Genomic DNA, 26879 nt, shown 5'->3' on the forward strand with positions numbered 1-26879 from the left:
GGCGCACCGGCGAACCGGGGCGGCGCGATTGCAATGTCAACAAGGCCGGCGCATGCGACCCGCGATAATGCCATGGGCGATTGGGTGCCGCTTGTGAAGAACCCTGTTGTCCGGTTTCCCCGACGCGGCGCCGCGCGCGCGGATCGGGGCGGGATCGAAATGGCCCGCCGTGCCATGGTTCAGCCCGCCCTGCCCCCGGACGCGCCGCCCCCCGAAGCCTTGCCCGCAAACGCATCGTCGGCCAGCGTCATCGCCGCCGCGCCGAGCGATGCACCCGCCGCACGCATCGCGCCGATGATCGCCATCGTGGCATCGGCATCGGCACTGTCGGCGACGGTATAGCACAGCGGACGGCCATGGATTTCAACCGAGAGCAGCGTCCCGCCGAACGGTCCGACCACGCCATCGAGCAGGCGGATGTCGGCACTCGCCCGGCGGCCATAGCCGGTGACCGCGGCGCCCGCGTCCATCGCCGCGGCGCGCCATCGCGCGAAATCGGGATGGTCGGCAGGAAGGATTGCGGCGCCGCCCGCCTCGACCGAAGCGGCGGCGCGGCGGCCGGCCTCGCGGCCTGTATCTCGCCCGAGAATGACGAGATGGGGCCGCAGCGGTTCGGGCGCGGCGACGCCGTCGATCCCGAAGAGCGCATGGCTGCGATCCGCCGCCATCCGGCACAGCGCGAGGTCGAGCCCCTGCCCCGTCTCGGTGGTCCAGCTTGTGCCCCGGCTGGCGAGCTTGAGCGCGCGGCCCAGCACATCCGCCACCGCGCCGCCGGTAAAGCCGAGGATCGCCATGACCGTACCGCGCGCCCGGTTGCGCGACGCGCGCGCGAGGCGCGACAACGCCTCCCCCGTTTCGTCGACGAGGATATGTGGGCCTTGCACCCGCTGCGTCGTGACGATGCCCGCCGCGCCTTTGGCCCGTGCAGCCTGCGCATCGATGTGGCCTTGCGCGAAATAAAGCGTGCCGTCGTCCACATCATCCGCGACGGTGGCGATATCGGTTGCGGCGAAATCGCCGATCAACTGCCCGCCGACCGAACTTGCCACCGCCTGCGCGCGCCATAGGGGCTTGTCGGCGAGGCCGTGCGTTTCCGCGATGATCTGCGCACGGGTTGCCGAGGGGACGGGGCGTATGCTGACCTTGGATGCACCACTCATGCTGCGCACTCCCTTGCTACGGTGACATCGTCGAACGGTTCGATCCGCTGCGCCTCGCCGCGCCCGTGGATCTGTCCCTGTTCGTGGCCTTTCCCTGCGATGAGGACGATATCGCCCCGCCCGGCCTCGCCGATGGCGGCGGCGATGGCCTCGCGCCGGCCCGCAACTTCGCGCAAGGTGCCTTGATCGGCGCCGGCAAGGATCGCGGCGCGGATGGCGGCCGGATCCTCGCCGCGCGGATTGTCGTCGGTGACGATGGCGATGTCGCTGGCGCGTGCGGCGACCGTACCCATCGGTCCGCGCTTTCCGGTATCGCGGTCGCCGCCCGCGCCGAACACCGTGATGAGCCGCCCCGACACATGCGGGCGAAGCGCCGCAATCGCGGCTTCCAACGCGTCGGGCGTGTGGGCGTAATCGACATAGACCGGCGCGCCCGCCCGGTTGATCGCCGCGCGTTCGAGCCGGCCACGCACCGGTTGCAAGCGCCCCATCGCATCGAACACCTGGGCCGCGTCCGGACCGTCCTTCCCGCCCGTCACGATGGCCAGACCTGCGGCACACAGCGCATTCGCCGCCTGATACGCGCCGATCAGCGGAAGGCGGATCGTGCGTTCCTGGCCATTGTGCAGGATGGCAAGCTCCTGCCCCAGCTCGGTCGGTGTGCGCGAAAGGAGACGTATCCCCCCGCCCCCGTCATCGCCGCCATCCCCGTTCTCACCCACCGCGAAGAGCCGCAATCCGCGCCGCCGTACCCAGTCCGCGACGGCCGCGCTCTTGCCATCGTCCATCCATACGACCGCGGCGCCGCCATCGTCGACGACCTCTTCGACAAGGCGCATTTTCGCCGCGAAATAATCGTCCATGTCGGCGTGGTAATCGAGATGGTCACGCGACAGATTGGTAAAGGCACAGGCGGCAACCGGCAGGCCTTCGTTGCGATATTGGGAGAGGCCGTGGCTCGACGCCTCATACGCGACATGGGTGACCCCTTCGCGCGCAAGGCCGGTCATGTTCGACAGGAAGGTCGCGATGTCCGGCGTGGTCAGTCCGGTCGACACCGATTCGTCCGGCGTCGTTACGCCCAGCGTGCCGATCGACGCCGCGGAAAAGCCGCACATGCGCCAGATCTGCCGCGTCATTTCGACCGTCGACGTCTTGCCATTGGTGCCGGTCACGGCGACGACGGTTTTCGGCGTGGGACGGAAAAAGCCCGCCGCGATGCGGGCAAAGGCGCGGCGCGGTTCCGCATCGGCGATGTGGATCGCGCCATCGACATGCGCCTCGGGCCGGGCGACGATGGCGACCGCACCCGCCGCGATCGCCTGCGGGATGTAATCCTCGCCATTGGCGGTGCTGCCCCGGAACGCGCCGAAGACGCTGCCCTTGGCGACCTTGCGATTGTCGATGGCAAAGCCGGTGACTTGCGCCTCGCCCGCGACCGCTTCGTATCCCGCACGTTCGAGTAGCGTGTTCAGCCGCATCAATGCGCTCCCCCCACCAGCGGCATCAGGTCGGACAGGTCGATGTCGCGGTTTTCATCCGGATACACGCCCAGCATCGGGCCGATCCGCGGGACGAGCCGACCGACGGCGGGCGCCGCATTCCATGCCGCGGTCCGCTGATACGAGGTGGCGGGCGTGCCCTTCGGCTCGTCGAACATGGTGATCACGACATAGCGCGGATTGTCCATCGGAAAGGCGGAGGCAAAGGTCGTCACCAGCGTCGTGCGGGCATAGCCGCCATCGGTCGGCTTTTCCGCGCTGCCCGTCTTCCCGCCGAGACGGAAGCCCGGCGCCTCCGCCTTGCGCCCGGTGCCGTCGACCACGATCATGCGCAGCATCTGCCGCATGCGGGCGCTCGTCGCTTCCTTGAACACGCGGCGGCCCTTGGGCGCTTCGCCGGGGGCGAGCTTGTGCAGGGTCGCCGGGCGCCAGATGCCGCCGTTCACCATCGCGGCATAGGCGCTGGCGAGATGGAGCGGCGTCACCGCGATGCCGTGGCCATAGGCGACCGTCATTGTCGTCAGCCGCGGCCATTCCCCGCTCCGCCAGATGGGAAAGCCGCGCGCCGGCAGTTCGATCCGGGGCCGCTCGTTAAAGCCGAGCAGCTCCATCTTCGCCTTCATGCGCTTTGACCCCAGCTCGTCCGCGATCTGCGCCGTGACGATGTTGGAGGAATGCATCAGTGCTTCGGGCACGTTGAGGCTGGCGCCGAGCGAGTGGCTGTCGCGAATGGTGAAGCGCCCGACGCGAAGCCCGTGGCCGGCCGGGTAACGCCGCGCCAGATTGGTGACCGTGCCCGCGTCGATCGCGGCGGCAACGGCGAGCGGCTTGAACGTGGAGCCGAGTTCGTAGACCTGGTTCGTGACCCGGTTGAACATCAGCTTCATGCCCTCCTCGTCGATCTTGTTCGGATCGAAGGAGGGAAGCGAGGCCAGCGCGATCACCTCGCCCGTATCGACGTCGAGCACGATGCCCGCCGCGCCCAGAGCCTGCGCCTCGCCAATGCCGCGCATGAGTTCATCCTCGAGCGCGGCCTGCACCCGCGCGTCGATCGACAGCGGTACCGGCGTGCCCCGCGTCGCCGGGTCGGACAGCTGCGCGTCATACACCTGCTCCATGCCGACGCGCCCCTTCCCGTCGGACGCGACATAGCCCAGCACGTGCGCGGCAAGATTGCCTTCGGGATAATAGCGGCTGGGCTCTTCGGGCGGGTTCAGCGCGGGCTCGCCGATGGCGAACACCTTCGTGGCCTCTGCGGGGAGGATACGGCGGCGCAGATATTGCCCCTTGCCCGAGGCGAGCCGCCGGGTCAGGTCCGCCTCGTCCATGTCGGGAAAGATCGCGACCAGCTTTTTCGCGATTTCGGCGGCGGGCCGGGTCAATGGCGGACCGCCCTCCATCGCCTTGGGATTGAACCAGAGCGCATAGGATTGAAAATCGCGCGCCAGCGGGACGCCGTTGCGGTCGGTGATCTGTCCGCGATCGGGGAGCAGCGCATCGCCCGCGCGCACGGGCACGCCGTCGCTTTCGAAAAAGCCCAGCACCGCCACGCGCAGCAACAGCACGGCGGTGAACATGGCGAAGAAAAACGCGATCCACGCCATGCGTTGCCGCGCCTGACGCAGGGCGGTCGTGCGGATATTGCCCCGGCTCGCCGGCGGGGGCGCGGCATGGATTTCGCCATGCGCGCCGTTCGCCTTGCCTCCGCCCGAAAATTCCCGCGATGGTTCGAAATTCGCCCCGTAGCCGAGCGGCGCCGTGGCCATCAATCGGCTCCTTCCGCCTTGGCCAGAACGGCGTCGAGGTCGAAGCGTTCGGCAAAATTGCGCGGGGTCACGGCCTTGCCTGCCGGAATGGCGGGGAGGCTCGACGGTTCGACGCGGGTGGGTTTGGCCTTCGCGGCGCTTGGCCCACGCGCGTTATCCCGCGCGACCAGTTGCCGCATCATGCCGATCGGCGCGGCGGCATTGTCGGCCGCTGCCATGCGGACGGGTGCTTCGCCAGTCTCGTCGGCATCGTGCGTCGCATCCTGTGCATCGGCCATGCGCATCGGCGCGGGGGCGACCACATCGACCGGCTTGCCCAGCATGGCGAGCTCCTGCCGCGTTTCGAAAAACTGGTCCGCCTTGGGCGCGACATAGCCGAATTCGACCTCGTTCCAGCGGACGAGCTGCTGTTGCCGCGCGCGGGTTTGAAACTCGGTTTCGAGCACGATCAGCTCCTGCTTCGTCTGCAGGATCTGCCGCTCGGTCGCGGCGATGTCGCTCTTCACGCCCTTCACCTGCAACATCAACGCAAAGCACACGGCCAGCGTCACCAGCACCGCGGCGCTCCACATCATGGCCTGCGTGCGATTGCGGCTGATCATGGGGCCGGTCATGCGGTGTTCCTCTGCGATGCGGGGCGGGCGGGGGCGGCGGTGCGGGTGGCGGCACGAAGGACGGCGGAACGGGCACGGGGATTGCGCGCCAGCTCCGCATCGCCCGGACGAACGGGTTTGGCAGGCTTTGCAAACACCGCGCTCGCCACGTCGTCGGTCGCGGGCATGTGGCGCGACGGCGCGGCGCCCGTATTGGACGCATCGCGCAGGAAATGCTTCACGATGCGGTCCTCAAGGCTATGGAAACTGACCACGGCGAGCCGCCCGCCTTCGTTCAGCAAATCCTCCGCCGCGCAAAGGCCCGCCCGCAATTCGTCGAGCTCGGCATTCACATGGATGCGGATCGCCTGAAAACTGCGGGTGGCGGGATCCTTCGGGGCGTTGGCGCGGCGATCGTTGCGATTGAAGCCGAGCGCCTTGCGCACGATATCGGCCAGCGCGCCCGTCGTTTCCAAGGGGCGGGCCGCGACGATGGCCCGCGCGACACGGCGCGACTGACGCTCCTCGCCATAATGGTAGAGCACGTCCGCGATCGCGCCTTCCTCCGCGCTGTTGACGAAATCGGCGGCGCTTTCCCCCTCCCGCGACATGCGCATGTCGAGCGGGCCGTCGGCGGAAAAGGCAAAGCCGCGCTCCGCCTGGTCGAGCTGCATGGAGGACACGCCAATGTCCATCACCACGCCGTCGACATGGCGCACGCCGGCCTCGCGCATGGCATCGGCCATTTCGGAAAAGCGGCGCGGATGAAGGATGAGGCGCGGCGCATCGCCCGCCGCCTCCGGCCAGTCGCGCGCGGCGGCGATGGCGGTCGGGTCGCGGTCGAAGGCATGCACGGTCGCCCCCGCCGCGAGCAAAGCGCGCGTATAGCCGCCCGCGCCGAAGGTCGCGTCGATCACCACCGCATTGGCGAGCGGTTGCAACGCCGCGATCACCTCGTCGAGCAGGACGGGCACGTGGGGTGCGTCATGGTTTGCCATGCCGCTCACTTGCGGCCCCGCTTCGGCTTGGCCGCATCGCCGCGCAGCGATTCGCACGCCGCCTTCGCCGCGGTCCAGTCGTCGCCCATTTCGAACAGGCGCGCCGGGTTCCACAAGGTGAAGAACGCGCCGCCGCCCTGAAAGAACAGCTCGCCTTCGATCCGGGCGAGGTCGATGAGATGGTCGGGCATGATGAAGCGGCCCGATTCGTCGAACGGAATTTCAAGAAAGCCGTAAAGCTGCGCCGAGCGGGTATCGCGGTCGAATTCGCGGTCCATGCGCAGGGCGCGCTCTTCCTCCCGGTCGAGCTGTAGCTCCAGCTCATCCATGCGCGAGAGGCCGAATCCGGTCAGGCAATCCCACCGCTCATGCTTGGCCAGGCACAGGATGCGCGCGTCATCGGACGATCCGCGCACCACCTTGCGGAACGCAGGGGGCAGCACGAATCGGTTCTTCTCGCCGCGTAGCGAAAAGCCCTGCCCCCTGTAGCTGTGCGGCCGTGCCGGCACGTAGCGTCCCCAAAATTACAAACGCGTTTCTCCTCCCGGTGCCGTGCGTGAGCATGGCCCGGTACGCCCCCTTTCGGCGCGGGAAATGATCGTTCCAGTGAATGGAATCGCTATTAGCCCAAAGGGGTCGGGGATGAAAGGGGAATTCGCGGGAAACTACGTCCAAAATGAGTTTTACGTGCATTTCAAAGCAGCGTTTACCGCCCGCTAACTATGCGGAACCGCACGGAATCGTCAATCGGCACAAGCCGTCCCGTGCGATCCCCTCCCATTTACGGCAATGTCGGCCATCCGTCCCGCACGATCCCCGATGGGCAATGCGGCGGCGGGGTCAGAGCGGCGCTTCGAGCGTCTTCAGCATCGCGCGCAACGCGGTCTCCGCACCCTCCACCGGGGCGTCGCCGTCCTGCAAAAGCGCGGCATCGGCAATCGCCAAGACCGTGCCATCCCCGATCCGGCATCGCGCGATCAGCCCGCCTGCCTGCGTTTCGCACTCCGAATCGTGCCCCTCTCCGGTCAGGCGGAAATGCCCGGCCTGCGACACGGGCAACGGCGCGGGCGTGCGCGCCATGCGCCAGCCCTCGTCCTGCGCCTCGTCATAGGCGAGTTCGAGGCCCCAGCGCGCCAGGATCGGCGACAGCATCGCCATCGCCTCTGGCCTGCGCCGGTCGCCGAGCCCGTATTCCGAATGCGCCTCCAGCATCGGATCGGCGAGCAGCACAAGCCGCCCGCCGCCGCGCACCCATGTGTCGAGCGCGACATTTTCATCGCCTGCCAAAGCGCGCGGCTGTGCCATGAAAAGACGCTGCACGCCGCCATCCGCCGGGTCGCCCAATTGGGTCAGCCGGTCGACCGGTCGCAGATCGTAATCGCGCGCGATCACGGCCTTCGCCCAATGGTCCCGCGTTTTCCCGTCGAGCAACGCGTCAATGTCCCCCTCGGCCCAGAATATCGGCAGGCTGGTGAACAGGGCGAGCGCGGGCCTGTCGGCCGCAACCGTCGCGGCGCCCCCGGCCGAAGACGGGTTCGCCCCGCCAGCCTCCGCACCGCCGCCCGCGCCAGTATCCGTATTGCACCCGCAGAGTGCGAGCGCGGCGAACAGCGCGGCAAGCGTGCGCATCCTATTGCCCGCTGCCAGCGTCAGCACCGCCATTATTGCCACCACCAGTGCCGGTGGACGGCGTCGACGGCGCGGCCTGCGGCGGGGGGAGATCCGCGGCGGGAAGATCGCGCACGCTGTCACCTTCTCCCTCGGCGGGCAGTTCCGGCACGACGCCGATATCGACCAGCGGATCGGTGCGGTTGGCCTTCGCCTCCGCGCCTTCCTGCGCCGCGATCTGCGGATCCTCGGCCTCGCGCGCCTGCTCCATGATGGTGCTGGCCAAAGCGACGAGGAGCAGCATCGCGCCAATGCCCGCGATGCCGAGCTGTATGCGCTGGCTCGCCTGAACGCGGGCGCCGCGCAAGGCGGCGGAATCGCGCTCGGCCTTCCTGGCGGAGGCTTCGCGCCGGGCGAATCCGCGCGTCAACGCCATGATCGTGCCCCCCTCACCCGTTCAGCCACGGAAAGACGGGAAGCCCCTTGGCCCGCAACCATTCGGGATTGTAGAGACTGGAGAGATAGCGAAAGCCCGTATCGCACAGGATCGTCGCAACGCGCGCCGGCCGGCCGAGGTCGCGCGTCAAATCCTGTCCCAGGCGGATCGCCCCCGCCACGTTGATGCCCGACGACAGGCCAAGGCACAGCCCCTCCTCCTTGAGCAGGCGGCGCACCCATTCGAGGCCTTCCTCGTCCGAGATGCGATATTGCGTGTCGATCGGCGCACCTTCGAGATTGGCGGTGATGCGCCCCTGCCCGATTCCTTCGGCGACGGAGCTGCCCTCCGCCTTCAATTCGCCGTTCGCGTAATAATTATAAAGGGCGGCCCCGTGCGGATCGGAAAGCGCGATGCGCACATCCTCGCTGCGTTCCTTCAGCCCCATGCCGACCCCGGCAATGGTGCCACCTGTACCCGCCGCGCAGGTGAACCCGTCGACGCGGCCCTCCATCTGATCCCAGATTTCGGGGGCGGTGCTGTCGATATGGGCCTTGCGATTGGCGGTGTTGTCGAACTGATTGGCCCAGATTGCGCCGTCCGTCTCCTCCGCCAAGCGGCGGGAGGTGTGCACGAAATGGCCCGGATTGGAAAAGGGCGCCGCAGGGACCAGCACCAGCTCCGCGCCCAGCGCCCGCAGCGTGTCCATTTTCTCGCGCGATTGGGTTTCGGGCATGACGATGATGGTGCGATACCCGCGCGCATTCGCGACGAGAGCCATGCCGATGCCGGTATTGCCGGCCGTGCCCTCGACGATGGTGCCGCCGGGTTTCAGCGCGCCGCGTTCCTCCGCATCGCGCACGATCCAAAGCGCGGCGCGATCCTTCACCGATGCGCCGGGATTCTCGAACTCGCACTTGCCGAAAATGTCGCATCCGGCGGCCTCGCTCGGCCCTGCGAGCCGGACCAGCCGGGTGTTGCCGATAAGCGATAATGTATCAGGAATTGTCTGCATCATCGCCAAGGTAGGAGGCGCATTGCCGAAGGGCAACGATAAAGCGGCGGTCAATCGCGGGCCGCGCGCACCGCCGCGCCCGCGGCAAAGGGCGCAATGGCAAGCAGCACGAGACTGACCGCGCCGGTGAGCGCGATGCCGCCCTCGCCCCCGCTCGACAGGCTGCCCGCGCCGAAGATCAGCAGCGGTATCGCCAGCGGCACGATCAGCAGCCCCGAAAGCGCCGCGCCCCCGCGCAGCCCCGCCGTGATCCCCGCCACCATCACGCCGAGCGCCGCCAGCCCCGGCGTCCCCGCGAGCAGGCCCAGCATCACGACCCGCACCTGTTCCCCCGACAGGCCGAGCAGCGCCGAGGCGGGCAGAGCCGCCGCCATCAACGGCACCGCGAAGGTCAGCCAGTGCGAACCGATGCGCGACGCCATGATCCATTCCTCGCTCAATCCGCGGATCGCCCATTGATCGAAGAACCCGGCATCGAGGTCCGGCTCCACCAGCCGGTCGAGCGGAAGGATCGCCGCCAGCAACGCCGCGACCCACACGATGCCCCCGCCGCTGCGCGCGAGCAGCGCCGCATCCGGCCCCACCGCAAAGGGGTAGAGCATGGCCACCGCCAGGAAGAACAGCACCGGCAATCCCGCCCCGCCGCGCCGCCCGCCGGTGAGCAGCATGGCGACGTCGCGGCGGAACACCTGCGCCCAAAGGGCCGTCACGCGGCGTAATCCGGTATCGAGAGGCGCGCCATGCCGGGCAAGCGGATCGGTTGGTGCGAGGCGACGAGCGCGATTCCGCCCGCCCCGCAATGCTCCGCGATCAGAACCTCAACCATGGCGGTCGATGCCGCGTCGAGCCCGTTGAGCGGTTCGTCCAGCATCCAGATCGCCGCCCCGCGCCCCGCCATGCGCGCGAGCGCGGCACGGCGCCGCTGCCCGGTGGAAAGATAGCGCACCGGCACGTCGAGCAGGCCATCGATGCCGACCCGCTCCGCGATGCGCGCCGCGGCCTCGTCATCCAACCCGTCGCACCGCGCCCAGAAACCGAGTGCCCGGCCGAGCGGCAGATGCGTGTCCAGCGCCAGCCGTTCATCGAGCAGGGCAATATCACCGGTTCGCTCCACAGTGCCGGCAAAAGGCCGCGACAATCCCGCCAGGATCCGGATCAGGCTGGACTTGCCCACGCCGTTCGGCCCTGCCAGATGGAGCGCATCGCCGTGCTTCAACCGCAGCGACAGCTTTGCGAACAACAGCCGTTCGCCCCGCCGGCATGCCAGATCCCGCGCCTCCAGCGCGGCATTCGCATAGGCCATCGGGCCGGGCTGGGCTGGCGGGTCGGACGGAATGGAAAGGGCGGCGGCCATCGCGCCGGTCTATGGGATGATGGGCCGCGTGCCAAGCCAGGGGAATGGAAACGAATATGGTCGACAGGCTGACGAAAGAAGAAATCGGCGCGATGCTGGCGCAGGCGCCCGAATGGACGCTGCGCGAAGATGGCGGCGCGATCGAAAGGCGCTTCGTGTTCGACGATTTCGTCGCCGCATTCGGCTTCATGACGCGCGTCGCACTGCTCGCGGAAAAGGCGGATCATCATCCCGAATGGAGCAATGTCTACAACCGGGTGGACATCACGCTCACCACGCATGACGCGGACGGATTGTCGGCCCGCGACGCGGAGATGGCACGGGCGATCGACGCCGCGCTATAATGCCGGGTTCTGGTAATAATGCCAGGTGAAGATCGCCATCGCGCCGCGATGCGGTCGCCATTTTTCGGCAAGCGCGCGCGTGGCGCGTTCGTCGGGGCGTTCCTCCATCCCGGCAATGCGCCCGGCCCCCACCTGCACGGCGAGGTCGCCCGCCGGCCAGATGTCGGGCCGCCCCTCGGCAAAAAGCAGGTAGATTTCCGCCGACCAGCGGCCGATCCCCTTCACCTGCGTGAGCGCGGCAATCGCCTCCTCGTCATCGGCGGGAAGCGCGTGGAGGTCGAGCGCACCGTCATCGATCAACGCGCATAGGGACCGGGCATAGCCCTGCTTCTGCCGCGACAGGCCGCACGCCCGCAATGCGTCGAAATCCGCGTCCAGCAAGGCACGCGGCGGAATATCCTCCCCCAGCTGCGCGACGAGCCGGCCCCACACCGCATTTGCCGCCGCGACCGACACCTGCTGTCCCACGATGGTGCGCAGCAATGTGCGGTATCCGGTTTCGCGAATCCGTTCCTCCGGGTATCCGACCGCCTCCAGCGCACGCGCAACCTGCGGATCGCGGGCCGCGACCGCGTCCAGTCCGGCGGTGAGTTGTGCGTTCGTCAAACCCATCGCTGATCCTTCGTCATGTTGCGCCCGACCACAAGCAGGCTTGCCAAATCCTGCGCAACGCGATAGGAGCCCGCCCCGGACAGGCAAGCGATGCCAGGTGCATCGCCGCCGAAACATAGGGACAGACTATGCCGCAACTGATTGTCGTTAATCGCGAAGGCGAGGAAAAGCCGGTCGAAGCCCAGGACGGGCTGAGCGTGATGGAGGCGATCCGCGACAATGGTTTCGATGAATTGCTGGCGCTTTGCGGGGGCTGCTGCTCCTGCGCGACATGCCATGTCTATGTCGATCCCGCGTTCGGCGACAAGCTGCCCAAGATGTCGGAAGACGAGGACGATCTCCTCGACAGCTCCGACCATCGCAAGGAGAATTCGCGACTTTCCTGTCAGATCCCGATGTCGGGCGATCTGGACGGTCTGAAGGTCGAAATCGCCCCGGAGGATTGAGGCCAGCGCCGCGATCGTTCCGGTCGGCGCGAAGCCGGTTGGAGAGGAAACGCCCCGGTTCCCGCCAAGAGGAACCGGGGCGTTTATTTTGCGGCGGACATGTCCGCGTGCAACGCCCGGTCACACGTCGGCAGGCTCACACGTCGGCCCGCTCACACGTTGTAGGGCGGCGCGTGGCGTTCCTTCGGGCTCAGCGTGAAGATTTCGCAGCCGTCCTCGGTAATGCCGATGGAATGCTCGAACTGCGCCGAGAGGGACCGGTCGCGCGTCACCGCCGTCCATCCGTCGTCGAGCAGCTTCACCCCCGCCTTGCCCAGATTGATCATCGGTTCGATGGTGAAGAACATGCCCGGCTTCAATTCCGGCCCGGTGCCCGCGCGCCCGGCATGGACGACTTCGGGCGCATCGTGGAACAACCGGCCCAGCCCGTGCCCGCAAAATTCGCGCACCACGCCATAGCGGTGGTTTTCGGCATGGGTCTGAATGGCGGAGGCAATATCGCCGAGCCGCGCGCCGGGGCGGGCCTGCTCGATCCCGATCATCAGGCATTCATACGTCACGTCGACCAGCCGCCGCGCCTTTAACGGGACATCGCCGACCAGATACATGCGCGAGCTGTCGCCGTGCCACCCGTCGAGCAGCGGCGTCACGTCGATATTGACGATGTCGCCATCCTTCAGCGTCTTTTCCGAAGGGATACCGTGGCACACGACATGGTTGATCGAGATGCAGCAGCTGTGCCGGTATCCACGATAGCCTGCTGTGGCCGGAACCGCGCCGGCGTCGAGCGTCATCGATCGCACCGCGTCGTCGAGCGCGCCCGTGGTGATGCCGGGGCGCACCATTTCGGCCATCGCATCGAGGATTTCGGCCGCCAGCCGGCCTGCCTTGCGCATGCCGGCAAACCCGGCCTCGCCATGGAGCTTGATGGTGCCGTCGCGCGGCAGGATGTCGGTGTCGTCTACGGTCTGATATTGAGTCATCGGGCCCATGTAGCGTCGCGCGGGCCGGATTGCGAGTGGTCAAACAGCGAGACGGGCCGCGTTCACCCCTCCGGCGCGGCGGCGAATGCGTCGCGATATTCGGGACGGAGCGCGGCGATCACCGCCTCGGTCACCGGAATGGTGAGATCGTAGCTGCCCTCCGCATGGGCGCCCGCAACCGACGACCCGACGAGGAAACCGAGCCGGTCGATCCGGCGCCCGTCGCTCGACCCCAGGATCATCGAGGCATCGGACACAGGATCGATGCAGGCGTTTTCCCACCCGCCCTCGGTGCCCATGTCGCCGCGCCGTTCGGCCCGCGCGCGGTCGAGCGCGTCACACATCGGCCCGCGCACCGCATCGTTGAGAGCGGCGGTGCCCGAAAACATCGTGCCGGGCTGCAGCACGAGGTTCTTCTCCCGGTCGAGCACCAGCGCATCGAAGGTCTGCATCGGATGCGCGCCCCCTTCGTAAACATAGGTTTCCGCCGACAGCGAGACGAAGCGCGGCGTTTGCGTCACCACGCTCCATTCCTTCTCAAAACCGAAGGGGCGGAAGGGGTAGCCCGATGCCTCCGCCTCCCGCCGCGCGGCAGCTGCGCTTGTCGCGATCTCGTTGCGCAGGCGCTGCCGCTCGGCCGTGAGCGCATCCTTCAACGGGCCGGTGCCGGCAGCGGCGGGCCAGCTATAGGCAAATTCGAAATCGTCGGTGCTTTCGTCGACCGCCTCGGCCCGGCCCGGTTGCGCGGGAGTTTCGGCCCCGGCGGAGACGCTCGCCGCCTCCTCGCTTGCGGGCGATGCCGCAGGCTCCGCCGCGCCATTGTCGGAGCATCCTGTCAGCATCGGCAGGAACAGGGCGGTGGCAAGAGCCGTTCGAAACATGATCAGATTTTCCTCGCTAGCGGATAACAGTGCCGCCTATTGCGCCGACAACCAAGGATATGGATACGATGACCCGAACCGAAAAGAGCCCCGCCCTCATCGAGGCCGACCGCGGGCAGGACGCGATCGCGCTGCACCTCGTCAACAAGGACGGGTTCGATGCATGGCGCGCCACCTTGTCCGGGCCGCAGCGCGCGGCCCTCGCGGCGCAGAAGTTCAAGGGCAAGGGGTATGAAACCGCGATTCTGCCCGATGGCGATGGCTGGTTCGCGGTGGGCGGCGTCGCCAATCCCGCCGACCTGTCGAGCTGGTGCCTGGCCAAGCTTGCCGAGGTGCTGCCCGCCGGCACCTACCGCCTTGCCAAGGGGGACGCCGGCCCGGCGCTGTTCGGGTGGCAGACCGCGCAATATCGGTATGACCGGTACAAGAAGAACGCCGAGGCCGAAGGTCCGCGCATCCTCCTCACGCAGCAGGCCGCCGCCATCGACGCCGCCATCGCGGAGGCCGAGGCCGCCCATCTGGTGCGCGACCTCGTCAACACGCCCGCAGAGGACATGGGCCCCGAAGCGCTGGAGGCCGAGGCCGAACGCATCGCCAAGGCGCATGGCGCGACCATATCGGTTACGCGCGGCGACACGCTCGAACGGGAATATCCGATGGTCCATGCCGTGGGCCGCGCCGCCGCGCGCGGGGTCGCGCCGCGCATGATCGAAATCGAATGGGGCGATGAAAATGCGCCGCGCCTCGCCATCGTGGGCAAGGGGGTGTGTTTCGATACCGGCGGGCTCGACATCAAGGGCGCGAGCGGCATGGCGTTGATGAAGAAGGACATGGGCGGGTCCGCGCATGCGCTGGCGCTGGCGCAGCTGATCATGGCACGGGGGCTGAACGTGCGTCTGCATTGCCTCGTCCCGGCGGTGGAGAACGCGATTGCCGGCAATGCATTCCGGCCCGGCGACGTCCTGACATCGCGGGCGGGGAAAACGGTGGAGATCACCAATACCGATGCCGAAGGGCGGCTGATCCTCGGCGATGCGCTGGCGCGGGCGAGCGAGATGAAGCCCGAACTCATCATCGATTTCGCCACGCTGACCGGCGCGGCGCGCGTGGCGCTCGGCCCCGACCTGCCGGCGCTGATGGCGCGGCGCGATGCGACGGCGGATGCATTGCTCACCGCGGGCAAGGCGCATGACGACGAATGCTGGCGCCTGCCGCTTCCCGAAACCTATCGCGACATGTTGAAAAGCGACATCGCCGACATGGCCAATTCGGCCAGCGGCGGGTTCGCCGGCGCGATCACGGCGGGGCTTTTCCTAGATGCATTCGTCGCCGACGATCTCGACTGGGCGCATTTCGATACGTTCGCATGGCGCCCCTCGGCAAAGCCGGGACGGCCGAAGGGCGGCGCCGCGCTCGGCCTCAGGGCGGCATGGCACATGGTGCGCGCGCGTTTCGGCGGCAATTGAACGGGCGCGGCGGGGCGGAAACTTGCCTCTGTCGGCACGGCGGTCTAAGCGGCGCGTTCGCGAAAGACTTTCACTCGATCAGAAACATGCCGCCCTTGCCCGATCCAGTTACCCTGTCCATTCCCGCAGAGCCGCAGCCGCGCAGTTTCCACCTGTCCGGCCCGCGTGAGAGCGACGACCTGCGCCTTCCCGCGCGCGGCGATCTTGCGCATATCGATCTGGCCGGCAGGATCTTCGTGCCGCATTACGCGGTACCGATGGCGCATGTCGCGACGCGGGCCGCCCCGGTCGTGGCCTCGCCGCAGGTCGGGGCCGGTCCCGTCGGGTCGCTCAACGAAGGGGACATGTTCGACGTGCTCGATTTTTCCGGTGGATTCGCCTGGGGCTGCGCGCCGGGCGGCATGGCGGGCTATGTCGCGTCCGATGCGCTGGCGGCCAAGGCATGAGCGTGCGGGTCTTCATCGACGGGGCGGCGGGGACCACCGGCCTGGAAATCGCGGAACGGCTGCACGGGCGGAGCGAGATCGAGATGATCACCCTGCCCGACGACCGGCGCAAGGACGATGCCGCGCGGGCCGAGGCATTGAACGATTGCGACTTTGCGATCCTGTGCCTGCCCGACGATGCCGCGCGCGAATCGGTCGCGATGATCCGCAACGATACCACCCGCGTGATCGACGCATCGACCGCCCATCGCGTCGCGGACGGATGGACCTATGGTTTTGCGGAACTGGTCGGCCACGACGCCATTGCAAATGCGCGTTTCGTCTCCAATCCGGGTTGCTATCCCACCGGGTTTCTCGCCCTGGTCGCGCCGCTGGTGGCGGGCGGGCTGCTGCCGGCGGATTTCCCGTTCGTGTGTCACGCGGTGTCCGGATATTCCGGCGGCGGCAAGGCGATGATCGCCGATTACCGCAATGCCGGGAGCCCGCCCGCGTTTCGCGGCTATGCCCTCCATGGCGGGCACAAGCATCTGCCCGAAATGCAGAAACATGCCAGCCTGACCCATGCGCCGGTGTTCGCGCCGGCGGTGGTGCCCGCGATGCGCGGCATGGTGGTGGAGGTGCCGATCCCCGCCGCCGCGATGGGGGTTGCGGCCGACGCCGATGCGATGCGCGCCGCCCTGCGCGAACGCTATGCCCATTCGTCCATCGTCACCGTCGCGCCCGAGGACAGGGACCGGACCGCGCTATTGCTCGATGCCGAGGGCGGCGCGCATGACGGGATCGTGCTGCACGTGTTTGCAAGCGCGCACGGTGCGCAGATCCGGCTGGCCGCGACGCTCGACAATCTGGGCAAGGGGGCGAGCGGCGCCGCGCTTCAGAACCTCAACATCATGGCCGGGTTCGATGAGACGGCGGGGCTGAACCTCGGCAAATAGTGCCTGCGTGGCGGGCACTGCCCAATGTTTGGGCAGGGCCTGCACGATTAGGCATCACCTTGCCGGTCCCTACGCAAGTTTATTTTGCGAATCACCGCAAAAACCGCCTCTTTCGCCGCTCCGCCCCCTTTCGTTCGGGTTGTCCATCGCCTAGGGTTCCGCCCTAGTCGGACGGCGAATCTTCCCGTCGCCCCGGCGCGGCATCCCGGCATTCCCGCCCTTGCCGCATCGTGCGGGAAGCGCATTTGCGGGGGCCTTGAAAGCGCTGTGAAAAAGATCGAGGCAATCATCAAGCCATTCAAGCTCGACGAGGTGAAGGAAGCCCTTCACGAAGTCGGCGTCACCGGGATCACCGTCACCGAGGCGAAGGGCTTCGGACGGCAGAAGGGGCATACGGAGCTGTATCGCGGCGCCGAATATGTCGTCGATTTCCTGCCCAAGGTGAAGCTTGAGGTGATCGTTACCGCCGATCTTGCCGAGCGCGTCGTCGAGGCGATCGCCGGCGCGGCGCAGACCGGACGCATCGGCGATGGCAAGATCTTCGTGTCCCCGATCGAATCGGCGATCCGCATCCGCACCGGCGAACGCGACGCCGACGCGGTCTGAGTTCGCGCAGCGACCGCGCGGCACACGCGCGGAATGTCGAAATTCTCACGAAAAATCCCCGGCACGTCCGGGTACCAAGACGAAAGGTATGAACATGGCTTCTGCAAGCGACATCCTGAAACGGATCAAGGACGAAGAGATCGAGTGGGTCGACCTGCGTTTCACCGACCCCAAGGGCAAGTGGCAGCATCTTCAGATGCTGGCCGGGCCGCTGGGTGAGGACGAGCTGGAACAGGGCCTGATGTTCGACGGCTCCTCGATCGAGGGGTGGAAGACGATCAACGAATCGGACATGATCCTGAAACCCGATCTCGACGCCGCCTATGTCGATCCGTTCTCCGCGACGCCGATGCTGGTGCTGTTCTGCGACATCGTCGAACCCTCCACCGGCGAGCTCTATGGCCGCGACCCCCGTTCCACCGCCAAGCGCGCCGAGGAATTCCTGAAGACCACCGGGCTGGGCGACACCGTCTATGTCGGGCCGGAACCGGAATTCTTCATGTTCGACGACGTGAAGTTCTATGACGGCTACGATGGCTCGGGCTATCGCATCGACGACATCGAACTGCCCACCAATTCGAACCGCGATTACGAAGGCGGCAACCTCGCCCACCGTCCGCGCGCGAAGGGCGGCTATTTCCCCGTCGCGCCGGTCGACAGCGCAATGGACATCCGTGCCGAAATGGTCACGACGATGGTCGAAATGGGCCTGCCCATGGACAAGCACCACCACGAGGTCGCCTCCGCACAACATGAGCTCGGCATCACGTTCGGCACGCTCACGCAGACGGCGGACCGGGTGCAGATCTACAAATATGTCGTGCACATGGTCGCGCAGGCCTATGGCAAGACCGCGACCTTCATGCCGAAGCCGATCAAGGCCGACAACGGGTCGGGCATGCACACGCACATGTCGATCTGGGACAATGGCAAGCCGACCTTTGCCGGGAATGGCTATGCCGGCCTGTCCGACAATTGCCTCTACTACATCGGCGGCGTGATCAAGCATGCCAAGGCCTTGAACGCCTTCACCAACCCCACCACCAACAGCTACAAGCGTCTGGTGCCGGGCTTTGAGGCGCCGGTGCTCCTCGCCTATTCGGCGCGCAACCGGTCGGCATCGTGCCGCATTCCGTATGGCGCCGGCGAAAAGGCGAAGCGCGTCGAGTTCCGCTTCCCCGATCCGCTCGCCAATCCCTATCTGTCGTTCGCGGCGCTGTTGATGGCGGGCATCGACGGGATCAAGAACAAGATCCACCCCGGCGACGCGATGGACAAGAACCTGTACGATCTGCCGCCGGCAGAGCTCGCCGAGGTGCCCACCGTGTGCGGTTCGCTGCGTGAGGCGTTGCTTGCATTGGAGGCCGATCACGAGTTCCTGCTCGAGGGCGGCGTGTTCACCAAGGAGCAGATCGACGCCTATGCCGAATTGAAATGGGCCGATGTGCTGCGTTTCGAAACGACGCCGAGCGCGGTCGAATTCGACATGTATTACAGCGCCTGATTCCATCGGAACGGCATTTTGCGAAAGGGCGTCCGGCCGTGGGTCGGGCGCCCTTTTTGCATGCCCGCCACGTGGGGACAGGGGCCATGCCGCAGCGTACGCGATTGTGGAACCGCGCGCCTTTGCAATGCGTTACTCCCGCAAAGGAGATTAACAATGCGCAAGTTTTTGATCGGCGTTGCCGTGCTTGCCTTGTCCGCCCCGGTCGCCCACGCGCAGCCCGGAAATGGCAATGGCAACGGCCAGGCAAAGGGCCAGGCCGCCGCCCAGGGCGGAAACGGCAATGGCAACGCCCGCGGCAACAATGGAGCCGGCAACCGCGGCAATGGTGGCGGAAAGCCGGACAGGCAGGCCTCTGCCGCGCCTCGTAATCCGGGCAATGGAAATGGCAACGGCAACGGAAACGGCAATGCCCGCCTTGCCAACGATGCCCAGCCGCGCGGCAATTCCGCGAAATCGTTCAACGGGAACGGTAATGGCAACGGCAACGGGAACGGGAACCGGCCCGTGATGCAGGGCAAGAACGGCAATGCCCGGCAGGATCGCGATATCCGCTACGCCCGCGACGAGTATTATTCGCGCGGCGATTACCGCGACGGGCCCGTACGGGATATTTACTACGACTGCCGCTCGCCCGATTACCGGCCCGTCGATGGTTGCCCGCCCGGTCTTGCAAAGAAGAACAACGGCTGCATGCCGCCCGGCCTCGCGCGGAAGGCGGACCGCCGGTACGACCGTCTGGATTGGTGGGATCTGCCCAACATGACCGACGGGCGTTATCGCTATTACGACGGCAATCTGGTGCGGATCGGCGACGGCGGCAGGATCAGCGGCTATTACCCGCTGCTCGCCGGGGCGCTTTCGCCGGGACAGCGCTGGCCCAACTGGTTTCAGCAGGAGCCGCTCCCGTCCTATTACCAGTCCTATTTCGACCTCGGCAATGCGCAAAGCTATCGCTATGCCGACAATACGATCTACCGGATCGACCCCACGACGCAGGCGATCACCACGGTGGCGGCGCTGCTCACCGGGAACGACATTCGCGTGGGACAGCCGATGCCATCGGGATATGATGTCTACAACGTGCCGTATAATTACCGGGATCGTTACCGCGACGGGCCGGACGCCCGCTATCGTTACAGCGACGGCTATGTCTATCGGCTCGACCCGACGACGCAGCTTGTCCAGGCCGTGATCGAACTGCTGTGATGCGCAGGGAAGGAAAACCGATGAACCAGATCCTGCGCAATCTTTCCGCCGCCCTGCTGCTCGTCGCGCCGCTGGCCGCATGCGGATCGGACCAAGCCGAGGGTGCCGCCGGCGGGGCGACCGATGCCCGCAACGAATCGCTGGCTGCGGCGCTCGCCGATGCGGACGGGCTCTCGCGGTTGAGCGGTTCGCTCAACGAAACCGCCATGGCCACCATTTTCGACGGTACGGCGAGCTACACGATCCTCGCGCCCACCGACGCCGCCTTCGACAAGGCCGCGCTTTCCGCACAGGAAGGCGAGAGCGCGTATGCCGTGCTCGCCGCGGTACTGCGCGAACATGTCCTGCCCGGCGCGTTCACCGTGCCCGATATTGCCCGCGCGCTCCAAAACGACGGCAGTGTCGAGATGCAGAACATGGGCGGGACCATGCTGACCTTTGCGAAGGAAGGCGATGCGATCCGCGTCACGGACGAGGATGGCGGCACCGCACTCATCACCGGGGACGCGATCGTCGCCAGCAATGGCGTCGCCATTCCGGTCGATGCCATGCTGAAAACGCCGTAGCAGCGGCGCCGGGTGCGGGGCGATGCTCCGCACCCGTGGCCTGCGTCAGTAATCCCGGCTGACCTCGGCCCCGACCGAATTATACCCGATCGACGACACGCTGGCGAGCAGCGAGAGCCAGCCCGTGACCCGGTATTCGAGTGCGCTCGCGCTATAGCCGCGCCCGTCGGTAATCAGCTCGACATAGAGATTGCGCCCGAGATATTCCCCCGCCGCGACGCTGGTGCCCCGGCCCAGCGCCTCATCCGCGCCGACGATGCGCAGCCGGTCGAGGCCGATCGCACTGCGCAAACGGTTGATCGGGTCGAGCCCGCTCCCCCCGCCCTGCAAGGCTGCCACGGCGGAACCGAGCTGCAACGCCTCCGCCGCGGAGATATTCGCAATGGAATCGCCGAACAGCAGGCGGGAGAGCACTTCTTCCTCCGGCAGGGCCGGGACGGAGGAGAAGGCGATCTGCGGCGCGAGCGCGGAGCCGCTGATCGCGATGCGCGCGTCGATATCCTCCACGTCGGCCACGGCGAGCACGTTCAATTGCGGATCGGGCGGATTTTCACCGGTAAACTGAATCCGCCCGCGTTCGAGTTCGAAACGCTGTCCCGAAAACTGATACCCGCCGCGGACGAGCTCTGCTTCACCGTAAAGGCGCGGCGCCGCGGTGGTGCCGCGAATGCGAACATCGGCCTCCCACTCGCTGTCGAGGCCGAGTCCGGTCACCGTGAAACGATCGTCGGCGCGCACGTCGATGAGATAGCGCCACGGCCCCATGCGCGACCGTGCGGCCTGCTGATCCGCGGGGAGGTTGATTTCGCGCGTCGCAACGCTCGGCAGGCTTTGGGCCGCCGATGCGCGCCCCAATTGCCAGCGCCCGCTTTCCACGCGCAGGCGCCCGGCGATCGTGCCGCGATTGTCGCGCGCCACGATACGCATCGGGCCGGTCACCACGGCGCCGATTTCGTCACGGCGAAGCAGCTGTGCCTGCTGTGCCGCGATGCGAATATCCATGCCGACACCGCGCTCCGTAATATCGGACAGGTCGATCGTGCCGCTACCCGCAACCGTGCCGCCATTGCCCGCGCGCCCCGAAAACCGCCCGATCCGCAGGACGGAGCCATCGAAATTGCCGCGCAGGGCAAGGCCGTCGATATCGGTGCCGGTGAGCGCGCTCTGCATGCGCAGATCATCGCTGCGGATGGTGCCGCGCAATTGCGGATCGTCGAACGTGCCGCGCATGTTGGCGGCGATGCGGACCTCTCCGGTAAGGTCGAACAGTTCCACCGCGACCAGGCGCCAGATCGCATCGGCAGGCCCGCGATAGCGCGCCTGTCCCGTAAGCCGTCCGGCGCGCAACCGGTCGATTACCGCGCCGCTGGCGGGAAGGTCGTCAATCCGCGCCTGCAGCCGCCCGCTGCGGTTGCCGTTCTCGCGAATGACCGCGCGCGTCTCGAACCGGCCGGCCGACAATTCGGCCACCACCGCCAGGTCGACCGGCCGCGAGGTCAGCACCAGCCCGGACCGCGTCAAATCGTCGAACAGCAACCGCGCCCGTCCCGTCGGCGCCTCGCCCGGCATGTCGCGATAGGTGACGACGCCCGACGCCGTCCCGCCAAGCCCGAGATCGCTGATCAGCAGGTCGCCGACCGACATCGGCATGTCCGCAAGCTTCAGCGTGATGGCGTTCACCTCGCCCAGCTGCCCCTCGACCTGAAGTCGTCCGCCGGCAAAATCGATCTGGCTGCGCTGCAATTCCCATTGCGTGCCGCTCGCCCCGTCACGCCGCAGCAATACGGCGCGGCGCGGCATGGAAATGTCGCGCCCGGCGTAGCGCCCCCGCGCGCCGACCGCGATCCTTTCGCGCGACACATCGCCTGCCACGCGCAGGGCAAAGCGGCTGCCGCGCCGCCCGGCGATGCGGGCCCGGAAATCGCCCGCCCCGTCGCGCAGGCGCCCCTCCGCCGCGAGCCGTCCGATGAAAATGTCCGCGCGCGAGATCCCCTGCGCATTGATGGCGGCATCCAGCGTCGCATCATCGCCCAGGGTTCCGTCGATCCGGATATTCGCGGTGCGCACCTGTATCGGGACGGCGCCGGCGAACCGCGCATTGCGCAGCCGCAGCGCGGCATCGATCCCCTGCCCCGCGGCGTCCGGGGACAGGCCGACCGTTCCCGAAACCCCGCCCCCCGACAGCGCAAGCTCACCGGCGACACCGCCCGGCAACAGGCGCAATTGGCCGGTGACGTCGGTATCGCTGATGGAGAGGCGCTGCACACCGATCGCCGTCCCGCCACCGCGCATGGCGAGCAGGTCGAGCACCCCGTCGAACCTGCCGAGAAGCGATTGCCCCTCCGTCTCGATCCGGAAGCCATCCTCGCTCGGGTTCACGGCCACGCGCACATCGCGCAAGCCCGCCGCGGGATAGGGATCGGCAAAGACGAGCACCGCGCTCGGCCCGTTGCCGACGATGCTGCTCTCGATCTCGAACGCGCCGAAACGGACGTGCCTGCCCGTACCGGACACCGTGACCGTTCCGTCGAGCGCCCGCCTCCCGGTGAGCGAGAGATCGACATCGCGTGCGTCGATGCGGGCCGTGCGGATGAGGATCGGCGCACCGGCGGCAAGCTCCACCCGGCCCGAAAAGGCAATCGGCGGCCCCGCGATATTGCGCAGCGCGGCATTCGTGATCCGCGCCATCCGCCCGTCGAGCGCGGCGTTGAGCGTCCATTTGCGCGGGCCGCCAAGCGTGGCGGCGATGTCGCCGCGCATGTTCACCGTGCCCAGATTGGCAAGCGGAACGCCGGCGGCGGCAACCGGCCCCGACAGCGCATACAACCCCCGCCGCAAATCCCCGCGCAGCGCCAGCCGCGCGTCGATACCCGGCCCGGCGAGGCGCAGGGCATCGGCCGTAAGCTGCCCGTCGGAATGCACCAGCGTCCCTGTCAGCACCGCACCGCGAAGCTGCCGGTCGAGCGGAGCGACCCCCGTTGCAATCGCCCCCGCCATCAGCCGCACCGGCACGGTCAGGCGCCCGTCTTCCAGCATGCCCGTACCCCGCGCCCGCACCCGCGACAGCCGCAACGCGCCCAGCGTCACGCGATCCGCCGCGGCCTCATACCCGACCGCCGATCCGCGAAACGCCCCGTCAAAAACGAGCCGCGCCGTCATCCCGCGCAGGCGAAGATCACCGCCGAGCAGCGCCGGATCGCGCAAACGCAGCCGCGCGATCACATCGTCGAAACGGTTCTCGGCAAGGTCGACCGTCCCGCGGACATCGCCGGCAAGGCCGCGCCCCTTGAACCGGGCGGCGCCATCGACGACGCGGTTGCGCAAGGTCCCTTCGGCGCGCAGCGACACGCCCTCCCCCACAGCGCGCGCGGCCAGGCCGGTGAGCAGGTCGCCCGGATAGATCCGCCCCAGCGCGCCATATCGCCCCGCCCGGTTGGACAGGCGGAAGGCCGCGAACGTATCCCCCCCGCGCCGGACAAGCAGGCGCCCGTCCCAGCGCCGCCAGTCGCCATCGCCCGTCACCACCGCGCGCAGATCCTCCCGCGCGCCGACCATGCCAGCCAGCACGCCACCTGCCGGCGCGCGATAGTCGATTTCGAGGTCGAAGCGATTGTCCGCCGGCGCCATGTCCAGCCGCGCGGCCAGCCGGTCCGCACCGCCCAGCGCGCTGTCGATGGCGATCTTCGCGCGCCCGTCCGCGATCCTCGCCCGGCCAAGCAGGTTGACGCGCCGCGCCTCCCCCGCAATCTGGGGGCCGACGGTCAATGCATCGAATTCCAGCCTGTCGATGCGAATGTCGAAATTCGGCAAAATCGGCGCATCCGGGTCGCCGGGGTTGAGCGCGGGCATCCGCATCAACTCGCCCCGCCGGAAGACCAGGCGCCGCACGTCCAGCCCGCTCGTGAACCAGGCGAACGGTTTCCACGCCAGCTCCACCTCCGGCACGCGGGCAAAGACACCCTCCGGATCGGAAAAGCGCACATCGCGTAGAATCGCCTCGTCAAGGACCGAACCCTCGATCCGCCCGACCTCGATGCGAAGCCCGGATGCCGGCGCATAGCGGGACAGCGAATCGGCGATGAAGCGATGGCCGATGGGGCTGTCGATCACGGCGAAAAACACCGCCAGCGCCACGAACATCAACGCGACGCCCGCCGTGATCCGGATGCGCCAGTACCGGGCCCAGTTCCGGCGGGGCTTTTCCGGCGGCGCCTCCCCGGTCGCGACGCTGTCGAACGCGTCGGTCAAAACGCCTGGCCCAGCGAGACATAGACCGCCACAGGGCCATCGCCCGGGCGCGGATTGATTGGCGTGGCGAGATCGACGCGCAGCGGCCCGAAATTCGTGTGATACCGTATGCCGACGCCCGCGCCGAATTGCAGGTCCGACAAGCGCGGCGTGGTGGTGGTATCGACCGCGCCCGCATCGATGAACGGCACCACGGAAAGCGCGCCGTCGAACAGCCCGGTGCGCACCCGTGCCTCCAGCGCGAATTCGGTCATCGAACGGCCGCCCGTCGGATCGCCGATCGTATCCTTCGGGCCGATCTGCTGATAGCCGTAGCCGCGCACCGATCCGCCGCCGCCTGCGTAAAGCCGGCGCGAGGGCGCGATGTCGGACAGGTCCAGCCCCGTGATCGTGCCGAAACGCACCCGCCCCGCCCCGACGATGCGGTCGGTAAGAGGCTGGTAAAAACTCCCGTCGAGGATCGCCCGGGCATAGAAACCTTGCGATCCCGTTGAATTGTTGCGGCTGAATTCCGGGGAGAGGAGCAGCGATGCACGCCATCCGCGCCGCGGGTCGAGCAGGTCGTCGCTTTCATCGAAACCGATCCGCCCCGGCGCCGCCGCCACAAAATAGGTTTCGCGCGGGCCGAGATTGCCGTCGAGCGCGCCTTCGCGTTCCTGCGACGCGACGAGTTCGAGCCCGGCGGCCCAGACGAAGCGTTTCTGAAAGATCAGCGTCGAAAGCCGCTCGTAGCGCGCGATGGCCGAAATCGTGCGGGCCTCGTACGCGTCGCGGTCGATCGTGTTGGCAAACAGGTCGAGCGTGAGAACGCGGTCGCGCCCGGTGAAATTGTTGCGGCGGACCGTCGCCCCGATGAGCTGTTCCTGCGTGCCCGCGATGCCGCGCAGGCGCAGCATGCCTTCGGGCGGGAAGAAATTGCGATGCTCCCAGCTTGCCGCGAGCCGGAAACCCTGCCCCGTGCCGTAACCAATGGCCCCGGCAATCGTGCGAAGCGGGGCAGGCGTGATATCGACATCGATGTCGGCCACTCCCGGCTCGCCATCGGCGGGCGGAACCACGGCGCGCGGGCGCACGGTCAAGGTGGAGGCGAGCCCTGTTTGCAGGATCGCCTCGCGCAGATCTTCCACATCGCTGCCGCGATAGGTTTCGCCGGCCTTGAACCGGGCGATTTGCGCCAGATGCCGTCCCGAAAGGAAATCGGGATCCGTGCTCGTCACCGTGCCGAACCGGTATTTGCCGCCCGGCGCCACCGGCATGGACAGCGTTCCGCCATCCACCGCGTGGTCGATGGTGAGCTGCGGCTCGGCCACCTCGGCAAAGGGATAGCCATTTTGCGTCAGCGCATATTGAAGGTCGATCCGCTCGAAAGTGATCGCGTCGAGATCGATGGGATCGCCCGCCTCCACCGCAAAACTGCGACGCAGCATGGCGCTATCCCCCCCGGTCGCGTCGAGCGAACCGAGATCGATCGCCATGAGGCGGTAACGCGGCCCCGGCTCCAGCACGAAGCGGAACCGCGCATCGGAGCCGCCGTCCGGCGCCGGCGACACGTCGGACCCGTCGTCCACCGGCGCAGCCTCCGCCGCGCGCCGCCCGGCGAGTTCGCGGCGAATATCGGCATCGTAGAACCCGTAAACGGTGAGCAGCCGCGCCAGCAGATCCTGATCCGCGCGCGCACGATTGACCACCTGCGCCAGCGTATCGTCATCGTCCGCCAGCGATTCCAGCGTGGACAGCGCCAGAAAACGTTTCGTGAAATTCTCGAACTGTCCGAATTGTGCGAAGGCATCGGGATAAGCGAGCGTGATCCGGTCGGACAGGGCCGTCCGCACCAGATCGCTTTCCCGCCCGGCAAAATCGCTTTCCATGTCGGCACTGCGCAGATCGGCGGCGATTTCAGGGCCCGCCGGGTCGAGCAATTCGGCCAGCGCCGGATCGGGCGCGATCGGTTCGATCTCGACCGCCAGCCGTTCGTCATCGGGCCAGGCCAGCGTATATCCCGTCTCGTCGATCGGGGTGTCGACGACGTCGTCGACCGCGCTTTCGGCTTCGGCATTCGTCGCCCACCCCTCGGCATCGGCGACCGCGCCATCGGGGATCAGCGCCTCAAGCTCCGGATCGGTCTCCTGCGCGCGTGCGCCGGGCGGCGCCCAGAGTGCCGACGCCCACAGCATCGCCGCCCCACCGAGCAGGGCGACACG

Annotated in this window: 25 protein-coding genes; 9 read left to right on the plus strand and 16 right to left on the minus strand. The window is 67.5% G+C overall.

Annotation, left to right across the window (positions count from 1 at the left end; genetic code table 11):
• Positions 1-179: 179 nt before the first annotated feature.
• The 11 genes from Q0897_RS09590 to ccmA all read right to left on the minus strand — a co-directional run bounded on the left by Q0897_RS09590 (position 180) and on the right by ccmA (position 10381).
• Complete coding sequence (locus Q0897_RS09590; RefSeq protein ID WP_299309159.1) at positions 180-1160, minus strand: hypothetical protein; 981 nt, start codon at positions 1158-1160, stop codon at positions 180-182.
• Positions 1157-2641 carry a UDP-N-acetylmuramoyl-L-alanyl-D-glutamate--2,6-diaminopimelate ligase gene (locus tag Q0897_RS09595; RefSeq protein ID WP_299309161.1) on the minus strand — a complete coding sequence of 495 codons (1485 nt, stop codon included), beginning with the start codon at positions 2639-2641 and terminating at the stop codon, positions 1157-1159. The genes Q0897_RS09590 and Q0897_RS09595 overlap by 4 nt, the downstream gene beginning before the upstream one ends.
• Positions 2641-4266: a penicillin-binding protein 2 gene (locus tag Q0897_RS09600; RefSeq protein WP_299309361.1), complete on the minus strand. Its 1626-nt coding sequence runs from the start codon at positions 4264-4266 to the stop codon at positions 2641-2643. Before Q0897_RS09600 ends, Q0897_RS09595 begins: the two co-directional genes overlap by 1 nt.
• Positions 4267-4427: 161 nt before the next feature.
• Positions 4428-5042, minus strand: a complete 615-nt coding sequence (locus Q0897_RS09605; protein ID WP_299309162.1) for a hypothetical protein — start codon at positions 5040-5042, stop codon at positions 4428-4430.
• Positions 5039-6019, minus strand: a complete 981-nt coding sequence (rsmH, locus tag Q0897_RS09610; RefSeq protein WP_299309163.1) for a 16S rRNA (cytosine(1402)-N(4))-methyltransferase RsmH — start codon at positions 6017-6019, stop codon at positions 5039-5041. Before rsmH ends, Q0897_RS09605 begins: the two co-directional genes overlap by 4 nt.
• 5 nt (positions 6020-6024) lie before the next feature.
• Positions 6025-6528, minus strand: a complete 504-nt coding sequence (locus Q0897_RS09615) for a division/cell wall cluster transcriptional repressor MraZ (protein ID WP_299309164.1) — start codon at positions 6526-6528, stop codon at positions 6025-6027.
• A gap of 331 nt (positions 6529-6859) precedes the next feature.
• Positions 6860-7648: an ABC transporter gene (locus Q0897_RS09620; protein WP_299309165.1), complete on the minus strand. Its 789-nt coding sequence runs from the start codon at positions 7646-7648 to the stop codon at positions 6860-6862.
• A 1-nt stretch (position 7649) separates the two neighbouring features.
• Positions 7650-8063 (minus strand): hypothetical protein, encoded by a 414-nt coding sequence (locus Q0897_RS09625; protein ID WP_299309167.1) that lies wholly within the window; start codon positions 8061-8063, stop codon positions 7650-7652.
• Between the two features lie 13 nt (positions 8064-8076).
• Complete coding sequence (locus tag Q0897_RS09630) at positions 8077-9078, minus strand: cysteine synthase A (protein ID WP_299309362.1); 1002 nt, start codon at positions 9076-9078, stop codon at positions 8077-8079.
• 50 nt (positions 9079-9128) lie between these two features.
• Positions 9129-9788, minus strand: a complete 660-nt coding sequence (locus Q0897_RS09635) for a heme exporter protein CcmB (protein WP_299309169.1) — start codon at positions 9786-9788, stop codon at positions 9129-9131.
• Positions 9785-10381, minus strand: coding sequence for a heme ABC exporter ATP-binding protein CcmA (ccmA, locus tag Q0897_RS09640; RefSeq protein ID WP_299309363.1), 597 nt, complete (start codon positions 10379-10381; stop codon positions 9785-9787). The genes Q0897_RS09635 and ccmA overlap by 4 nt, the downstream gene beginning before the upstream one ends.
• 107 nt (positions 10382-10488) lie before the next feature.
• On the opposite strand from ccmA, the gene Q0897_RS09645 reads away from it, so the two are divergent.
• Entirely contained in the window at positions 10489-10776 is a 288-nt protein-coding gene (locus Q0897_RS09645) for a 4a-hydroxytetrahydrobiopterin dehydratase (RefSeq protein ID WP_299309364.1), read from the plus strand.
• Here the strand turns inward: Q0897_RS09645 and Q0897_RS09650 are convergent.
• Entirely contained in the window at positions 10771-11388 is a 618-nt protein-coding gene (locus Q0897_RS09650) for a DNA-3-methyladenine glycosylase 2 family protein (RefSeq protein ID WP_299309171.1), read from the minus strand. The two genes, Q0897_RS09645 and Q0897_RS09650, sit on opposite strands and share 6 nt — an antisense overlap.
• Before the next feature lie 128 nt (positions 11389-11516).
• On the opposite strand from Q0897_RS09650, the gene Q0897_RS09655 reads away from it, so the two are divergent.
• Complete coding sequence (locus tag Q0897_RS09655) at positions 11517-11834, plus strand: 2Fe-2S iron-sulfur cluster-binding protein (protein ID WP_299309172.1); 318 nt, start codon at positions 11517-11519, stop codon at positions 11832-11834.
• Positions 11835-11986: 152 nt separating this feature from the next.
• Here Q0897_RS09655 and map read toward each other — a convergent pair whose 3' ends face one another.
• On the minus strand, positions 11987-12826 hold the full coding sequence (map, locus tag Q0897_RS09660) for a type I methionyl aminopeptidase (protein ID WP_299309174.1): 840 nt from the start codon (positions 12824-12826) through the stop codon (positions 11987-11989).
• A gap of 53 nt (positions 12827-12879) precedes the next feature.
• The gene (locus Q0897_RS09665) at positions 12880-13698 is read right to left on the minus strand and encodes a DUF4163 domain-containing protein (RefSeq protein WP_299309176.1); all 819 of its coding nucleotides are present in this window, start codon (positions 13696-13698) and stop codon (positions 12880-12882) included.
• A gap of 68 nt (positions 13699-13766) precedes the next feature.
• Between Q0897_RS09665 and Q0897_RS09670 the strand changes: the two genes are divergently transcribed.
• The 7 genes from Q0897_RS09670 (at position 13767) to Q0897_RS09700 (ending at position 20430) form a co-directional block, all read left to right on the plus strand.
• On the plus strand, positions 13767-15164 hold the full coding sequence (locus Q0897_RS09670; protein ID WP_299309177.1) for a M17 family metallopeptidase: 1398 nt from the start codon (positions 13767-13769) through the stop codon (positions 15162-15164).
• A gap of 95 nt (positions 15165-15259) precedes the next feature.
• Positions 15260-15610 carry an SH3 domain-containing protein gene (locus tag Q0897_RS09675; RefSeq protein ID WP_299309178.1) on the plus strand — a complete coding sequence of 117 codons (351 nt, stop codon included), beginning with the start codon at positions 15260-15262 and terminating at the stop codon, positions 15608-15610.
• Positions 15607-16545, plus strand: a complete 939-nt coding sequence (gene argC / locus Q0897_RS09680; RefSeq protein WP_299309179.1) for an N-acetyl-gamma-glutamyl-phosphate reductase — start codon at positions 15607-15609, stop codon at positions 16543-16545. The genes Q0897_RS09675 and argC overlap by 4 nt, the downstream gene beginning before the upstream one ends.
• Before the next feature lie 267 nt (positions 16546-16812).
• Positions 16813-17151 (plus strand): P-II family nitrogen regulator, encoded by a 339-nt coding sequence (locus Q0897_RS09685; RefSeq protein WP_202085906.1) that lies wholly within the window; start codon positions 16813-16815, stop codon positions 17149-17151.
• A 94-nt stretch (positions 17152-17245) separates the two neighbouring features.
• Positions 17246-18655, plus strand: coding sequence for a type I glutamate--ammonia ligase (gene glnA / locus Q0897_RS09690; protein WP_299309180.1), 1410 nt, complete (start codon positions 17246-17248; stop codon positions 18653-18655).
• A 156-nt stretch (positions 18656-18811) separates the two neighbouring features.
• Positions 18812-19864, plus strand: a complete 1053-nt coding sequence (locus Q0897_RS09695; RefSeq protein ID WP_299309182.1) for a hypothetical protein — start codon at positions 18812-18814, stop codon at positions 19862-19864.
• Positions 19865-19884: 20 nt separating this feature from the next.
• Positions 19885-20430 carry a fasciclin domain-containing protein gene (locus Q0897_RS09700; RefSeq protein ID WP_299309184.1) on the plus strand — a complete coding sequence of 182 codons (546 nt, stop codon included), beginning with the start codon at positions 19885-19887 and terminating at the stop codon, positions 20428-20430.
• 45 nt (positions 20431-20475) lie between these two features.
• On the opposite strand, the gene Q0897_RS09705 is transcribed toward Q0897_RS09700, so the two are convergent.
• The gene (locus Q0897_RS09705; RefSeq protein ID WP_299309185.1) at positions 20476-24678 is read right to left on the minus strand and encodes a translocation/assembly module TamB domain-containing protein; all 4203 of its coding nucleotides are present in this window, start codon (positions 24676-24678) and stop codon (positions 20476-20478) included.
• On the minus strand, positions 24675-26852 hold the full coding sequence (locus Q0897_RS09710) for a BamA/TamA family outer membrane protein (protein WP_299309187.1): 2178 nt from the start codon (positions 26850-26852) through the stop codon (positions 24675-24677). The genes Q0897_RS09705 and Q0897_RS09710 overlap by 4 nt, the downstream gene beginning before the upstream one ends.
• Positions 26853-26879 lie beyond the last annotated feature (27 nt).

This window comes from uncultured Croceicoccus sp. (assembly GCF_947496385.1).
Taxonomy (GTDB): Bacteria; Pseudomonadota; Alphaproteobacteria; order Sphingomonadales; family Sphingomonadaceae; genus Croceicoccus.

Bases quoted from the DNA above. Each gene is read 5' to 3' on its own strand.
- Q0897_RS09590 (WP_299309159.1), bottom strand. From the start codon at position 1,160: ATGAGTGGTGCATCCAAGGTCAGCATACGCCCCGTCCCCTCGGCAACC.
- Q0897_RS09595 (WP_299309161.1), bottom strand. From the start codon at position 2,641: ATGCGGCTGAACACGCTACTCGAACGTGCGGGATACGAAGCGGTCGCG.
- Q0897_RS09600 (WP_299309361.1), bottom strand. From the start codon at position 4,266: ATGGCGTGGATCGCGTTTTTCTTCGCCATGTTCACCGCCGTGCTGTTG.
- Q0897_RS09605 (WP_299309162.1), bottom strand. From the start codon at position 5,042: ATGACCGGCCCCATGATCAGCCGCAATCGCACGCAGGCCATGATGTGG.
- rsmH (WP_299309163.1), bottom strand. From the start codon at position 6,019: ATGGCAAACCATGACGCACCCCACGTGCCCGTCCTGCTCGACGAGGTG.
- Q0897_RS09620 (WP_299309165.1), bottom strand. From the start codon at position 7,648: ATGCGCACGCTTGCCGCGCTGTTCGCCGCGCTCGCACTCTGCGGGTGC.
- Q0897_RS09625 (WP_299309167.1), bottom strand. From the start codon at position 8,063: ATGGCGTTGACGCGCGGATTCGCCCGGCGCGAAGCCTCCGCCAGGAAG.
- Q0897_RS09630 (WP_299309362.1), bottom strand. From the start codon at position 9,078: ATGCAGACAATTCCTGATACATTATCGCTTATCGGCAACACCCGGCTG.
- ccmA (WP_299309363.1), bottom strand. From the start codon at position 10,381: ATGGCCTATGCGAATGCCGCGCTGGAGGCGCGGGATCTGGCATGCCGG.
- Q0897_RS09645 (WP_299309364.1), top strand. From the start codon at position 10,489: ATGGTCGACAGGCTGACGAAAGAAGAAATCGGCGCGATGCTGGCGCAG.
- Q0897_RS09650 (WP_299309171.1), bottom strand. From the start codon at position 11,388: ATGGGTTTGACGAACGCACAACTCACCGCCGGACTGGACGCGGTCGCG.
- Q0897_RS09655 (WP_299309172.1), top strand. From the start codon at position 11,517: ATGCCGCAACTGATTGTCGTTAATCGCGAAGGCGAGGAAAAGCCGGTC.
- map (WP_299309174.1), bottom strand. From the start codon at position 12,826: ATGGGCCCGATGACTCAATATCAGACCGTAGACGACACCGACATCCTG.
- Q0897_RS09665 (WP_299309176.1), bottom strand. From the start codon at position 13,698: ATGTTTCGAACGGCTCTTGCCACCGCCCTGTTCCTGCCGATGCTGACA.
- Q0897_RS09670 (WP_299309177.1), top strand. From the start codon at position 13,767: ATGACCCGAACCGAAAAGAGCCCCGCCCTCATCGAGGCCGACCGCGGG.
- argC (WP_299309179.1), top strand. From the start codon at position 15,607: ATGAGCGTGCGGGTCTTCATCGACGGGGCGGCGGGGACCACCGGCCTG.
- glnA (WP_299309180.1), top strand. From the start codon at position 17,246: ATGGCTTCTGCAAGCGACATCCTGAAACGGATCAAGGACGAAGAGATC.
- Q0897_RS09695 (WP_299309182.1), top strand. From the start codon at position 18,812: ATGCGCAAGTTTTTGATCGGCGTTGCCGTGCTTGCCTTGTCCGCCCCG.
- Q0897_RS09700 (WP_299309184.1), top strand. From the start codon at position 19,885: ATGAACCAGATCCTGCGCAATCTTTCCGCCGCCCTGCTGCTCGTCGCG.
- Q0897_RS09710 (WP_299309187.1), bottom strand. From the start codon at position 26,852: ATGCTGTGGGCGTCGGCACTCTGGGCGCCGCCCGGCGCACGCGCGCAG.